Raw genomic sequence first — 14,179 nt, 5'->3', positions numbered from 1 at the left:
TACATTCTTTCCTGCTTTACAATACATGCACATAAGCCGGATTTATGGCGGTGTTCCTTACATCTAGTATAAAACAAACGAACGCATATTCGCTAAATAAAAGTATTCCCAAAAGAGAAAAAGTGGAGAAAAAGAAAAAACCTAGCCTGAGCTAGGTTTTGACTTACGCGTGTTTATTAATTAATTCTGTTAATGCTTCTTTTGGTTGGAAACCAACTACTTGGTCAACTTTCTCTCCATCTTTAAATAATACTAAAGTTGGGATACTCATAACACCAAATTTTCCAGCCGTTTCTTGGTTTTCATCAACGTCTACTTTCACGATTTTAACTTTATCGTTAAGTTCGCCATCGATTTCTTCAAGAACTGGAGCAATCATTTTACAAGGGCCACACCATGGTGCCCAAAAGTCAACAAGCACTAGGCCTGATTTAATTTCATCTGTAAAGTTTTTATCTGTAGCATGTGCAATAGCCATTTTAATTCCTCCTAAATATATGCAATATCCAAATTCTACTCACAGTATATCACCTTCAAATAAGGTTTGCTAACTTTTTGCTTACATTTATACTGTTTATTCTCCGCTCTAGTTTGTACAATTCACATAAAAACATACGTAGAAAATTTCGTTTTCCATGAGGCTGAGACATAACGAAATGAATCCTATCTAAAGACGAACGAATAGTATACAAGGGCTGAACCGCTTGCGACACCGCAGATGATTTCTGTGCAAGACTTTGCTTTCTGCAGGAGTCTTCGCCTTGCCCTCCAATCAACTGCTAGAAAGACCCACACACATGAAACCTGCGTTTACCCTAACAAAAAAACGAACCACTAATCAAACATCTTGATCAATGGTTCATTTTTCACTTCGTCTAAAATCCTTTTGTCTCAGCCTCTTACGCAGACTGTACTTTCAGCTTTTTGAATTCTTCCGTTAGCAGAGGCACCACTTCAAATAAATCTCCAACGATTCCGTAATCAGCTACTTTAAAAATATTCGCCTCAGGATCTTTGTTAATGGCAACAATAATTTTTGAATTTGACATGCCGGCCAAATGCTGAATGGCTCCCGAGATTCCGCAGGCAATGTATAAATCTGGTGTGACTACTTTGCCCGTCTGACCGATCTGAAGAGAATAGTCGCAGTAATCTGCATCGCACGCTCCGCGAGACGCCCCAACAGCTCCATTTAACACGTCCGCTAGTTCTTGGAGAGGTCCAAAACCTTCCGTGCTTTTTACACCTCGACCACCTGCAATCACGACTTTTGCTTCGGATAAATCAACCCCTTGCGTTGCTTTCCGTACAACTTCTTTTACAACTGTACGCAGGTTTTTGATTTCAACATTTAAATCCTCTACATCGCCTGTACGTCCCTCATCTTTTGCAAGCGGTGAAATATTATTTGGACGAATCGTGACAAACGTAAAAGCATCGGTCATGATTTTCTTTTCAAATGCTTTACCAGAATAAATTGGGCGGGTGAAGACTACTTGATCCCCTCCAACTTCTACATCCGTCACATCTGAGATAAGTCCTTTGTCTAAGCGAGCTGCCAGTTTTGGCGCTAGGTCTTTGCCAAGAGCCGTATGGCCAAATACGATAGCTTCAGGTTGTTCACTTTCAATGATGGCTAATAACGCCTGAGCATAACCATCCGATGTGTAAGCAGCTAAATCTTCATGCTCCGTCACAACAACTTTATTCGCTCCGTATGCAATAAGCTCTTCACTTAAAGCTTTTACGTCCTTTCCTACTAACGCTGCAACAATTTCCCCACCGTCAGCTACAGTAGACGCTGCGGAAATCGCTTCAAACGATACGTTTCGTAATCCCCCATCACGTGCTTCTCCTAGAACTAACACTTTACGTCCCATTGCAATACCCCCATTGTTTTAACTTTTGACTTATTAAATGACTTTTGCTTCTTTATGCAGTAAATTGACCAGTTCTGTCACTTGATCTTTTATATCTCCTTGTAGTACGCGTCCTGCGTCTTTTTTCGGAGGCAAATAAATTTCAATTGTCTTTGTTTTTGCTTCTACATCATCTTCATCTAAATCTAAATCATCCAATTCCACTTCAACCAACGGTTTCTTCTTCGCTTTCATAATCCCTGGAAGAGATGGATAGCGAGGTTCGTTAAGTCCCTGCTGAGCTGTTACTAAAAGAGGAAGCGACGTTTCGATAACCTCGGAATCACCTTCCACATCGCGTACAACAGTCACTTTTTCACCTTCGATATCTAATTTTGTAATCGTCGTAATATAAGGGATTTCTAACTGTTCTGCTACGCGCGGTCCCACTTGGCCCGAACCTCCGTCAATCGCTACGTTTCCTGCCAAAATTAAGTCAGGAGATTGTTCTTTTAAGTACTGTGCCAGCAGCCTAGAAGTCGTGTACTGATCGCCATCTTCTATGTCATCTTCCGTATTGATTAAAACCGCTTTATCTGCTCCCATAGCCAAAGCTGTTCGGAGTTCTTTTTCTGATTCTTCCCCTCCTACACTCACGACCGTAATCTCCCCGCCATGCTTTTCCTTTAGCTGAATAGCTTCTTCAACTGCATACTCATCGTAAGGATTAATAATAAATTCAGCCCCATCTTCAACAATTTGACCATTTTTTAATGAAAGTTTCTCCTCTGTATCGAATGTTCTTTTTACTAACACGTAAATATTCATTCAATTCCCCTCCTAAGCTTATTTTCCTAAAAATTTAGGCTGGCGCTTTTCAATAAAAGCGGCTACGCCTTCTTGAGCATCCCTGCTTTTGAATACGCTTCCAAAAAACTGCGCTTCTTTTTTGATGCCGCTGTAATAAGCATCTGTTTTTACATGCTGAAGCAGCTGCAAGGTGGCTTTAACAGAGATTGGGCTTTTTTTGGCAATTTTTCTAGCAAGTAAAAATGTTTCATTGATAAGCTGACTTTCTTCAAAAGCTGCATTTACCAATCCTAACTCCACTGCCTCGCTTCCGGATATTGGATCACTTGTCAGCATCATCTCACAAGCCTTATGAACTCCTACATAACGAGGTAATCGCTGAGTTCCTCCAAATCCTGGTATAATCCCTAACTGAAGCTCAGGCAAGCCCAGCTTAGCATTTTCTGTTACCAAACGGATATGGCAGCTCATAGCAAGCTCCAACCCTCCGCCTAAAGCAGCTCCATGAATAGCTGCAATCACTGGTTTTGGGTAATTTTCAATATACTCAAAGAGCTCTTGACCGTTAACAGCAAGCTTCTCGTATTCTTTTTCCTGCTGAAGTGATGTGAATTCTTTTATATCAGCACCGGCACAAAAGAATTTCCCTTCACCTTTAATGACGATAACCCTTGTCTCTTTACTATCTTCTAAATGTTTTAAAACACTTGAAAGATCTTTTAATAAGTCTTGAGACAAAGCGTTAGCAGGTTGTCTATTCAACGTAATGAAACTTATTGCATCAACAGTTTCAACCTGGATAATTTCCATTTGTTTACGCCACCCTTTCTTTCTATTTTCATTACCTTGCGCTTTTCCCCTCGCAGGGGAGCAGCAGGCTCACTTACGATTATGAGCCGCTGCAGCCGTTTAACAGCAGGGAATGGACTTTATCTACCGATTCTATTAGACCATATCGATGATCGTTCATTACCCATGTTGTGACAGTTTCATCAATCGTTCCAAAAATCATCTGTCGCGCAAGACGAATATCTATATTTTCAGAAAACTCACCCGTTTCGATTCCTGTCTGCAAAATAGAATCAATGAGAGTCAGATAATCTTTTAATACATCGTTAATTTTCAATCTTAAATCTTTGTTCGATTGACGCAGTTCGAGCTGGGTCACTGTAGCTAAATGATGATCCTCCGCTAGAAACGAAAAATGTTTGTCAATTAACACATGAAGTTTTTCTGCCGCGGTTTCAATTCCCGCCAGTTCTTCATAAATTTTTTCTACAAATTGTCCCATCTTCTCTTGAAACAAGGAAATCAAGACATCTTCTTTGTTTTTAAAATATAAATATATCGTACCGTCTGCAACTCCAGCCTGCTTAGCAATTTTAGAAACCTGAGCATTGTGGTATCCGTTTTCTGCTATTACTACTACAGCTGCATCGATAATCTGTTTATACTTTGGCTTATTTCTTCTCAATCTTATACGCTCCTTTAAAATATGAATGATTATTCATTCATATCTTTATAATAAAGAAACCGCAAGTATCTGTCAATTATGTTTCAGGAAAAAAATCAAAGGCGACGATCGATTACGTCGCCTTTTTATGCTTTTCATTTTCTTCATCAATCAGCGCTCGTCGCAGAATCTTACCGACCGCTGTTTTGGGAAGCTCATTTCGAAATTCATAAAGGCGCGGAACTTTATAAGCAGCTAAATACTTTCTAGAAAACTCATTTAACTCTTCTTCAGTACATCTTACACCATTTTTTAATACAATGTAAGCCTTCACCGTTTCTCCTCTATATGGGTCAGGAACACCCACCACTACAGCTTCTTGAATTTTTTCATGCTCATATAATACTTCTTCAACTTCTCGAGGATAGATATTATATCCCCCGGCAATAATAATATCTTTCTTCCGATCTACTACATAAAAATAACCTTTATCATCCATATAGCCAACATCACCTGTTAGCAACCATCCGTCTCGCATAACAGCCTCCGTTTCTTCAGGCTGCTTCCAATATCCTTTCATTACCTGAGGACCTTTAACCGCAATTTCTCCTACTTCGCTTACAGCAGCTTCTTTACCTGTTTCAAACGAGAGAATTTTGGCATCTGTGTCTGGCCAAGGCACTCCAATGCTTCCTGGTATCCTCTCTTTCCAAAGAAAATTAGCATGAGTAACAGGAGAGGTTTCCGTTAATCCATATCCTTCCACTAATTTACCTCCGGTGAGCTTTTCAAACTGCTCCTGCACTTCCACAGGAAGTGGAGCCGAACCGCTCATACATGAATCAATAGAAGATAAGTTGTATTTTGCTAAATCAGGATGGTTTAATAATGCAATGTAAATCGTCGGCGCACCTGGAAATAAAGTAGGCTGCTGCTTATGAATGGTTTTGAGCGTCGTTTTTGCATCAAATTTAGGCAGAAGAACCATCTCATAGTTTTGCAAAACCGATAAAACAAGAACCGTTGTTAAACCATACACATGAAAAAATGGGATAATTCCAAGCACTTTTTCTTTTCCATGCCTGCAGCGGTATAACCAATGTGAACACATCGTTGCATTGGCTACCAAGTTTTTATGAGTAAGCATGACTCCTTTTGGAAAACCTGTTGTTCCCCCGGTGTATTGTAAAATCGCGATATCTTCGTCTGAAATTCCCTCAGCGTTACATACTGCGGGAGAGGATTCATCTATAATACGTTTAAATAAATGAGTAGTCTCCGTATGACTCACATCCACGCTTATCTTCTGCTGTTTGCGCTGAATAAATGGATACATTATGTTTTTGGGAAATGGGAGATAATCTTGAATAGAGGTGATGACTACGTGTTTTATTTTTGTTAACGCTTTCATTTTTACTACACGCGGATATAGCAAATCGAGTGCAATAATCATGGTCGCTTCTGAATCATTAAGCTGATACTCTAACTCTCTTTCCGTATACAAAGGGTTTGTTTGAACGACTACTCCTCCGGCAAGCAGAACCGCATAAAAGGAAATGACAGCTTGAGGGCAATTTGGAAGCATAATGGCTACTCTATCCCCTCTTTTTAATCCCAGTTCAATAAGGTAAGATGACAGCTTCAGAGAATCTTGATGCAGCTGGGAAAACGTCATTTTTTTCCCTAGAAAATAGATTGCGCTTTTTTTAGGATCCTTTTGAACTGCTTCTTCAAAAAGCTGTGCTAAATTTTTTTGTTCATAATGAAGCCTAGCAGGTATTTCATCCGGATATTGAGAAAGCCATATCTTTTCGGTGGATTCCACACGCATCCTCTCCCTCAAAAAAAATAAAAAATTAGAATTTTCTAATTAAAATTATAGTTCATTCTTTTTTTAGATGCAATCGTTATTGAATGTTCTCTTTCCTACCTAATCACTCTTTCATCCTGCAGCGTAATAAATAAAAATTGGATTTACCCCTGTACATTATCCGAATTTTTTGTATATAATAAAAATTAGATTTTTTTAAGGAGCTGTATGAATTGACAACAACATTGACTAAAGGACCGTTCAAAGCAGATCACGTTGGAAGCTTTTTGCGTCCCGAGCGTATCAAACAAGCACGATTACAAGTGGAAAACGGGGAAATGACAAAGAAACAGCTTCGAGCAATTGAAGATGAAGAAATTCGTAAACTCGTAGAAAAGCAAAAACAAATTGGATTAAAAGCCGTCACAGACGGTGAGTTTCGCCGCGCGTGGTGGCACTTTGATTTTCTGTCAGAGCTTGTTGGCGTAGAACTTTACGAAGCAGAGTCCGGAATTCAGTTTCACGGAGTCCAAACAAAAGCTCACGGTATAAAAGTGACTGGAAAACTAGATTTTAATCACCACCCTATGATTGAAGATTATAAATTTCTTCATCAAGCTGCTGGAAAAGAACACGTAGCTAAGTTCACCATTCCAAGTCCTAATATGCTATTTTTCAGAGGTCATATTGAAGAGTCTTCTTACTCGGATACGGATGTATTTTTTGCTGATTTAGTTAAAACATATCAAAAAGCCATTCAAGCATTTTATGATGCCGGATGCCGCTATTTACAGTTAGATGATACTGCGTGGGCAGTCTTTTTCTCAGAAAAAGGACAAGAACAAATCGCGTCAAAAGGTTTCACGCCCCAAGAATTACTGAAACGTTTTACAAATGCGATCAATGAATCCATTGCGCATAAGCCAGATGATATGGTCATTACAATGCATATTTGCAGAGGGAATTTCCAGTCCACTTATACAGCAAGCGGCGGATATGAAAATGCGTCCAAAGCTATTTTCAGTCAGTTAAACGTAGATGGACTATTTTTAGAATTTGATGATGAACGCTCAGGAGGATTCGAACCTCTTCGACATGTAAAGCGAGATGATCTTCAGATTGTCCTTGGTCTTATCACATCAAAATTTGGAGATTTAGAAGATCCTGAAGCAGTGAAAAAACGAATTGCTGAAGCGGCAGAATTTGTTTCTCTTGATCAAATTTGTTTAAGTCCCCAGTGCGGATTTGCTTCTACAGAAGAAGGAAATTTACTAACTGAAGAACAGCAGTGGGATAAAGTAAAGCACGTGATTTCAATTGCTGAAGACGTATGGAAGTAGTCATTAAAAAAGCTGACCTGCTTTAAGGTCAGCTTTTTTGCTGTCATCATGATGTTAGGAAAAGCTATATAGATAAATAGATAAGACCAATAAGCATAAACACTCCGCATAAAACGAGTAAAATTTTCGCTAACTTCTCCATGACTCTCTCCTATCCTATCCCTGCTCCTATTACATAGGACATACCGATTGAAATAACAAGTGAAATAAACCCAACGGCTCTGTTATCTTGTTCAATTTCGGCATCGATTCGAAATTTCGGCGTCAAAAATTCGAAAATAAAATAGCTGACTAGTAAAAGAACGAATCCATATATTCCCCACCCTAGCATTCTTAACAAGTTGTCGTTATGCTCAATCGAATAGCGAAAAATATTAGCTAATCCAAATATTTTTCCACCTGTTGCCATCGCAACAGCCATATTTCCTTTTTGAATCTCTTCCCAATTCTTATACTTAGTAACGAGCTCAAACACAACAAGAAAGACGACAATGCTCAAGACAACCACGCTGTAATAAGCGGCGGATTCAATATACGGGTCTTTCCAAAAATCCCTCATTTTTGCATCACTCCTAATTTATATTACGCTCCACGTAATGAACTGACAGGTCTCTTTCCTTTACTTGTATCGTTCTTAAAAGAGATAGAAAACCCAGCATAGTCCATGAGCCATGTCGGATTTTCTATCTTCATATATGCTTGTTCAGCGCATCGACTGACACCTTTATTTCAGCACTCTTTTATTTAAATTCCACAACCGTAACGCCAGAACCTCCTTCAGAAGCTTCTCCGAAACGAATATTTTTGACAGAACGATGATTTTTCAAATATTCCTGTACACCTTTACGAAGAGCTCCAGTTCCTTTACCGTGGATAATCGAAACGCGCGGATAGTTGGCTAATAAAGCATCATCAATATATTTTTCAACTCGAATCAGCGCATTTTCATAGCGCTCTCCTCTTAAATCCAGTTCTAGATTTACATGATAATCTTTTCCTTTTACCGTAGCAAGCGGCTTCGTTTCTACAGGTTTTGGAGAACTGATATATTCGAGGTCTTTTTCTTTCACCTTCATTTTCATAATTCCCATTTGTACTTGCCATTCATTATTGCTTACTCGTTCCACAAGCGTTCCTTTTTGTCCCCAGCTTAAGACTTTCACTTCATCTCCAGCTTGAAGAGTGCGCTCTTGTTTTTTCGGCACAGCCGGTTTCTTTTTACTTTTTTCAAGAGTTGGAACTGCATCTTCTAGACGCTTACGCGCCTCAATCAATTCATGCTCTTTTACAAGCGCATGATTTTTTTGACTCATTTTACGCAAATCGCTAATGATTTTCTCTGCTTCTTCAGATGCTGCTTTAACTGTGGCTTGAGCTTTTTCTTCAGCTTTTTCGTACAGCTTATCTCGTTTTTCATTAAACTCAATAATCTGACTCTGTAATTCTTTATGAAGCTTCTGAGCCTCTTTTCTTAGCTCTTCAGCTTCTTCTAGCTCGTGTTCAGATTGACGACGGCTATCTTCAAGAGAGGCAATCATATTTTCTACTTTATTTGTTTCTGAGCCAATATAGCCTTTGGCACGTTCAATTACTTCAGCACTTAAACCTAAACGTTTTGAAATCTCAAAAGCATTGCTTCGGCCCGGTACACCAATCAGCAGCTTGTAAGTAGGGCTCAATGTTTCAATATCGAACTCTACGCTAGCATTGACCACTCCTTCACGGTTATAGCCGTACGCTTTTAATTCAGGATAGTGAGTAGTCGCAACTACGCGAGCGCCTCTTTCATATACTTGATCTAAAATCGAAATCGCAAGCGCTGCACCTTCTTGAGGATCCGTTCCTGCTCCCAATTCATCGAACAAGACCAGACTTTCGTGATCTACTTTTTGTAAAATATCTACAATGTTGACCATATGAGATGAAAAGGTACTCAAACTTTGTTCAATCGACTGCTCATCTCCAATATCAGCAAATACGTGTTTAAACACAGCCATTTCCGATCCATCCAGCGCAGGAATCTGCAAACCTGCTTGAGCCATTAACGTAAATAATCCAAGTGTTTTTAACGTTACGGTTTTACCGCCGGTATTTGGCCCTGTAATAACGATAGACGTATATTGATCACCTAGCTCAATATCATTGGCAACGACATCTTCCTGTGCAATAAGAGGATGTTTTGCCTTCACTAACTTAATATAGCCTCGATCGTTCATTTTAGGTTTTGAAGCTTTTAGCTCATGGCTATAGCGCCCTTTAGCAAACATGAAGTCCAGCTCACCTAACAGATAAACGTTTTGACGGAGTTCATTTGCCACTTCCGCTACCTGAACGGTTAAAGCAATGAGAATACGCTCAATTTCTTGTTTTTCTTTTACTTTTGCTTCTTGAAGCTCATTGTTTAACGTCACAATCGCCTGAGGCTCAATAAATAAAGTTGCTCCGGATGAAGACTGATCGTGCACAATGCCTCCATACGCACTGCGATATTCTTGCTTAACAGGAATAACAAAACGTTCGTTTCGAATGGTAACAATTGCATCTGACAACATTTTTTGAGCAGACGAGGAGCGAATAAGGCTCTCTAGCTTTTCTCGAATACGAGACTCCGTTGAGCGAAGTTTTTGACGAATGCCTCTTAGCTGGTCGCTTGCACCGTCTAGCACTGTACCATTCTCATCAATACTCATTTTAATTGTTTGTTCTACCTCAGGAAGAGGCATTAGTTTTTCGATATGTTCAGTTATAATTGGAAGCTGTAAATCTTCGTCTTCCACTACTTGCTCGATAAATTGCTTGACTTGTCTTGCAGCATAAATAGTGCTTGCTACATCAAGAAGTTCATTAGAGCTTAGCGTTCCCCCAATTTCAGCGCGCTTCACGCTAGGTCGAACGTCAAAAATGCCCCCTAGCGGTACGTTGCCACGCAATCGCAGCACGGTTGTAGCTTCATCTGTTGCTTCCTGCCATTTGACTACTTCTTCATACTGAGTCGAGGGAATCAAATTCGCTACTTTTTCTCGGCCTAAAGAAGAAGCTACTTTTTTCTGAAGCTGTTCCTTAACTTTATTAAACTCTAGTACATGAAAAATACGTGATTGCAAAACTGATTCCTCCTGTTGCTTATTTATGTCGATTTAAAAAGGCGGTTAATTCTTTGAGACTATACGTATTTAATACCGTTTCTGGTTTAAGCCAGCCTTTAATTCCAGTAGATATTCCAATTTCCATATGCTCTAGCATGTCTAGATTGTGAGCATCTGTATTAATAGCAATTTTAACTCCTGCCTCTTGGGCCTTTTTTATGTGTTCAGCGGCTAAATCTAAACGGTTTGGATTCGCGTTTAGTTCAAGAGCCGTTTTTGTTTCTTTAGCTAATTCAATCAGCATATCAATATCTACATCATATCCGTTGCGGCGACCAATCAAACGACCGGTCGGATGAGCGATTAAATCTACATGAACATTATTTAACGCTTGCTTTAAGCGATTCATAATTTCTTCGCGTGATTGCGAAAAACTAGAGTGAATGGACGCAATAACAAAATCTAGCTCAGCTAGCAGTTCATCATCATAATCAAGTGTTGCATCAGGCAAAATATCCATTTCAATTCCTGCTAGTATTGTAAAATCATCGAACTGTGCGTTTAAACGATTAATTTCTTCACGCTGTTTACGAATGCGTTCAGGCGTTAGACCGTTAGCTACTTTTAAATACTGAGAATGGTCTGTAATCGCCATGTACTCATAGCCTCGTGCGCGACATGCTTCCGCCATTTCTTCAATCGAATACGCCCCGTCGCTCCACGTGGAGTGCATATGCAAATCACCTTTTACGGCACCGTAGGTCACAAGGGTTTGAGGCTTTACAAATGCATCTACTTCCGTTCCATCTTCACGAAGTTCCGGCGGAATAAAAGACAGCCCAAAATGTTCATAGAATGCTTGTTCAGACTCAAAAGTCATAACTTCGCCTGTCTCCGCATTTTCAACGCCATACTCGCTAATTTTTTCACCGCGTTCTTTTGCTAATTGACGCATACGCACATTATGATCTTTTGATCCTGTAAAATGGTGAAGCGTTGTGGCAAACGCTTTATCTTCTACAAGACGAAAATCCACAGACACATCGTACTCATAGGCTAACGTTACCGATACTTTTGTATCTCCATTTGCAATGATATCCTTCACATTTGGCAGCGATACTAGCTGTTCACGGACAGCATGAGGCTCAGCTGTTGAAATAATAAAATCAAGATCTTTTACGGTTTCCCTCATGCGGCGAATGCTCCCTGCTTGAGAAAAACGCTCAATGCTATGCATCTGTTTAAGGGCTTCTAAAATTTCTTCCGCTATTGGAAGCATAAAAGCAAGAGGCAAACGATCAGGACGCTTCCCAAACTCTTCAATGGCAGCGATAATTTTTTCTTCTGTCTTTTTACCAAAACCGCTTAGTCCCTGCACTCGATTTTCCATACAGGCCTGATGCAGTGATTCCATATCTCGAATATCTAGCTCTTTATATAATTTAGCGATTTTTTTACCTCCAAGCCCCGGCAGCTTAAGCAAAGGAATAAGTCCTTCAGGAACTTCTTGCTTTAGTTCTTCTAATACGCTTGACTCATTTGTTTCCATATACTCTGTAATGACTGCAGCCGTTCCTTTTCCAATCCCTTGGAGCTTGGTAAAATCCTCAATCTCTGTCAGCGTTCTTTCGTCCGTTTCTAGCGCTGCAGCTGCTTTTCGAAAAGCGGAAATTTTAAAAGGGTTATCTCCCTTTAATTCCATATATGTAGCAATTGTTTCTAACAATTTAATAATATCCTTTTTATTCATCTCTTTTCACCAGCCTATTATCATAATAACGAAACTTTCAAAAACATGATGAGTGACATATTTACTCTCTCAATTTTTCATCTAGACATACTTTTATCCTCATGAAAACCGCAGATCAGACTGCGATAAAAAAAGAGGGTATCTCAAAAGTATTATGACACTTTCGACACACCCTCTCAACAAGCTATTGTAATTTCATTACATTACACCATACTGAGTCCACAAATCTTGAATCGCAGACGATAAGTAGGGAGTATTTTGTACGATATTGATTGCAATTGAAGACTGTTGAATTGGCGTTTGAATTTCACTTACAGGAATCACGGCTCCAATGTATAACAAAATAAAAACGATGATATACACTTCAACGAATCCAAGTGCACCTCCGCCCCATTTATTTAACTGGCGCAGAATTGGCAATTCGGTTAAAGCCGTTAAAACAGAGCCTGCAAGGCGAAGTACAATGTGAGTAGCAAAAAATAAAATCGCAAATGCAATCATTCGATAAAAAGCGTCTTCTATCGTTCCAGAATCAAATACAAACGATGCGACACTTTGCTGCTGAATATTGTCCGGAAACGGAATCAGCAAGCGAAGTCGGCTTGCCAAATCTCCACTAAACATATAAGCGACGATAAACGAAACCGCAAAACTGACAATATGAATGAGCTGCAAAATAAATCCTCTTTTAAGACCTGTTACAAAGCCTAGAAGAAGCAATATAATTAAAATGATATTAAGCATTGACTCAGTCATTCCTCTTTTCCATAAAGTTTTTGTTCAAGTCTCTCATAGTCTTCTTTCAGTTTTATATATTCGTGTACAGCATTCACAGCTGTTAATACTGCTAATTTATTGATATCTAAAGAAGGGTTTTTAGTACTGATTTCACGCATTTTTTCATCCACTATAGAGGCGACAAGTCGAATATGGCTTGTACTTTCGCTACCGACGATGCTGTACTGCTGACCAAAGATGTCAACTGTCGCACGTGTTTTATCTTGTCTTGACACGAGAAAATCCTCCGTTCCACGAAAAATCCTAATCCCTATCATACCACGAAGAAGACTTCAATGGAAACATATCTATATTTAAGCTATCATAAGGGATAGTGCTTATAAAGTAAACTAAAATACCCCGAAAGGAGTGAAGCATTATGTCACATGCTGTTATTAAGGTATCAGCTGATAGAATAGCTAAAATGAAGCTTCATTACACATCCTATCTGCAGCCCAAACTGCCGCAGGGAAGTATTTTTTCGGCTAAAACTCCCGGCTGTTCTATCACTGCGTACCGCTCTGGAAAAGTACTTTTTCAAGGAAAAGAAGCTGAAACAGAAGCGGCTAAGTGGGGAGGCTCTTTAGATGCTGCGAAAAAGGCTCCTGTCTCACACCTCCCATCAAACTTCAGCTCACTATCAGTCATCGGTTCTGACGAAGTAGGGACAGGAGATTATTTTGGTCCTATGACCGTAGTTGCTGCCTATGTTCAAAAAGAGCAGCTTCCTTTGTTAAAAGAATTAGGAGTACGAGATTCAAAAGAGTTAACAGATGCTAAAATTATTGAAATTGCCAAGCAGCTTGTTTCTTTTATTCCCTATAGTTTGCTTGTTTTACATAACGAAAAGTATAATGCATTTCAAGAAAAAGGCATGTCACAAGGTAAAATGAAAGCTCTGTTGCACAACAAAGCTTTATCCAACGTGTTAAAAAAATTGGATCCTGAAAAACCCGATGCCATTTTAATTGACCAGTTTGTCGAAAAAAACACCTATTATAAACACGTGGTAAAGGAAAAAGAAATTATCAAAGAAAATGTCTTTTTCAGCACAAAAGGAGAAAGCGTTCATTTATCTGTAGCTGCTGCTTCCATTATTGCCAGATACGCATTTTTAAAACAAATGGATTTGCTGACGGAAAAGACCGGGATGGTTATTCCTCGCGGAGCTGGCGCACAAGTTGATATTGCCGCTGCTAAAATCATTAAGAAACATGGCGTGAATGCGCTGAACTCTTTAGCTAAAATTCATTTTGCTAATACGGAAAAAGCTTTAAAATTAGCTAAAAAATAA

General features: G+C 39.3%; 13 protein-coding genes. 2 read left to right on the top strand and 11 right to left on the bottom strand.

From position 1 onward, the window contains the following. Positions 1–163 precede the first annotated feature (163 nt). From trxA to AC0KUU_RS00845, 6 genes are all read right to left on the bottom strand, one after another. Complete coding sequence (trxA, locus tag AC0KUU_RS00870; RefSeq protein WP_013059404.1) at positions 164–478, bottom strand: thioredoxin; 315 nt, start codon at positions 476–478, stop codon at positions 164–166. A gap of 421 nt (positions 479–899) precedes the next feature. Then, positions 900–1,880, bottom strand: coding sequence for an electron transfer flavoprotein subunit alpha/FixB family protein (locus tag AC0KUU_RS00865; RefSeq protein ID WP_013085165.1), 981 nt, complete (start codon positions 1,878–1,880; stop codon positions 900–902). Between the two features lie 33 nt (positions 1,881–1,913). Next, on the bottom strand, positions 1,914–2,687 hold the full coding sequence (locus AC0KUU_RS00860) for an electron transfer flavoprotein subunit beta/FixA family protein (RefSeq protein ID WP_016765685.1): 774 nt from the start codon (positions 2,685–2,687) through the stop codon (positions 1,914–1,916). Positions 2,688–2,705: 18 nt separating this feature from the next. Further along, entirely contained in the window at positions 2,706–3,479 is a 774-nt protein-coding gene (locus AC0KUU_RS00855; RefSeq protein ID WP_322552447.1) for an enoyl-CoA hydratase, read from the bottom strand. Between the two features lie 79 nt (positions 3,480–3,558). Further along, on the bottom strand, positions 3,559–4,143 hold the full coding sequence (locus tag AC0KUU_RS00850) for a TetR/AcrR family transcriptional regulator (protein ID WP_013059408.1): 585 nt from the start codon (positions 4,141–4,143) through the stop codon (positions 3,559–3,561). Positions 4,144–4,255: 112 nt separating this feature from the next. After that, complete coding sequence (locus AC0KUU_RS00845; protein WP_237074111.1) at positions 4,256–5,953, bottom strand: AMP-binding protein; 1,698 nt, start codon at positions 5,951–5,953, stop codon at positions 4,256–4,258. A 212-nt stretch (positions 5,954–6,165) separates the two neighbouring features. On the opposite strand from AC0KUU_RS00845, the gene AC0KUU_RS00840 reads away from it, so the two are divergent. After that, positions 6,166–7,272, top strand: a complete 1,107-nt coding sequence (locus AC0KUU_RS00840; RefSeq protein WP_322552448.1) for a 5-methyltetrahydropteroyltriglutamate--homocysteine S-methyltransferase — start codon at positions 6,166–6,168, stop codon at positions 7,270–7,272. Positions 7,273–7,423: 151 nt separating this feature from the next. Here the strand turns inward: AC0KUU_RS00840 and AC0KUU_RS00835 are convergent, their stop codons facing one another. The 5 genes from AC0KUU_RS00835 to zapA all read right to left on the bottom strand — a co-directional run bounded on the left by AC0KUU_RS00835 (position 7,424) and on the right by zapA (position 13,121). Next, entirely contained in the window at positions 7,424–7,831 is a 408-nt protein-coding gene (locus AC0KUU_RS00835; protein ID WP_322552449.1) for a DUF350 domain-containing protein, read from the bottom strand. Between the two features lie 181 nt (positions 7,832–8,012). Beyond that, complete coding sequence (locus AC0KUU_RS00830; protein ID WP_013085170.1) at positions 8,013–10,376, bottom strand: endonuclease MutS2; 2,364 nt, start codon at positions 10,374–10,376, stop codon at positions 8,013–8,015. Between the two features lie 19 nt (positions 10,377–10,395). Then, positions 10,396–12,108 (bottom strand): DNA polymerase/3'-5' exonuclease PolX, encoded by a 1,713-nt coding sequence (gene polX / locus AC0KUU_RS00825; RefSeq protein ID WP_162215015.1) that lies wholly within the window; start codon positions 12,106–12,108, stop codon positions 10,396–10,398. A gap of 198 nt (positions 12,109–12,306) precedes the next feature. After that, entirely contained in the window at positions 12,307–12,864 is a 558-nt protein-coding gene (locus AC0KUU_RS00820) for a CvpA family protein (protein WP_014458067.1), read from the bottom strand. Further along, entirely contained in the window at positions 12,861–13,121 is a 261-nt protein-coding gene (gene zapA, locus AC0KUU_RS00815; protein WP_013059415.1) for a cell division protein ZapA, read from the bottom strand. Before zapA ends, AC0KUU_RS00820 begins: the two co-directional genes overlap by 4 nt. Positions 13,122–13,264: 143 nt before the next feature. Between zapA and rnhC the strand changes: the two genes are divergently transcribed. Further along, entirely contained in the window at positions 13,265–14,179 is a 915-nt protein-coding gene (gene rnhC, locus AC0KUU_RS00810) for a ribonuclease HIII (protein ID WP_016765691.1), read from the top strand.

It is taken from the genome of Priestia sp. ST2, from assembly GCF_055810735.1.
Note: the sequence above shows the minus strand (reverse complement) of the source record. Positions and strands in the feature narration are given on the sequence as shown.

Excerpts from the sequence above, each read along its gene's own strand:
- trxA (WP_013059404.1), bottom strand. The coding sequence starts at position 478 with ATGGCTATTGCACATGCTACAGATAAAAACTTTACAGATGAAATTAAA.
- AC0KUU_RS00865 (WP_013085165.1), bottom strand. The coding sequence starts at position 1,880 with ATGGGACGTAAAGTGTTAGTTCTAGGAGAAGCACGTGATGGGGGATTA.
- AC0KUU_RS00860 (WP_016765685.1), bottom strand. The coding sequence starts at position 2,687 with ATGAATATTTACGTGTTAGTAAAAAGAACATTCGATACAGAGGAGAAA.
- AC0KUU_RS00855 (WP_322552447.1), bottom strand. The coding sequence starts at position 3,479 with ATGGAAATTATCCAGGTTGAAACTGTTGATGCAATAAGTTTCATTACG.
- AC0KUU_RS00845 (WP_237074111.1), bottom strand. The coding sequence starts at position 5,953 with ATGCGTGTGGAATCCACCGAAAAGATATGGCTTTCTCAATATCCGGAT.
- AC0KUU_RS00835 (WP_322552449.1), bottom strand. The coding sequence starts at position 7,831 with ATGAGGGATTTTTGGAAAGACCCGTATATTGAATCCGCCGCTTATTAC.
- polX (WP_162215015.1), bottom strand. The coding sequence starts at position 12,108 with ATGAATAAAAAGGATATTATTAAATTGTTAGAAACAATTGCTACATAT.
- AC0KUU_RS00820 (WP_014458067.1), bottom strand. The coding sequence starts at position 12,864 with ATGACTGAGTCAATGCTTAATATCATTTTAATTATATTGCTTCTTCTA.
- rnhC (WP_016765691.1), top strand. The coding sequence starts at position 13,265 with ATGTCACATGCTGTTATTAAGGTATCAGCTGATAGAATAGCTAAAATG.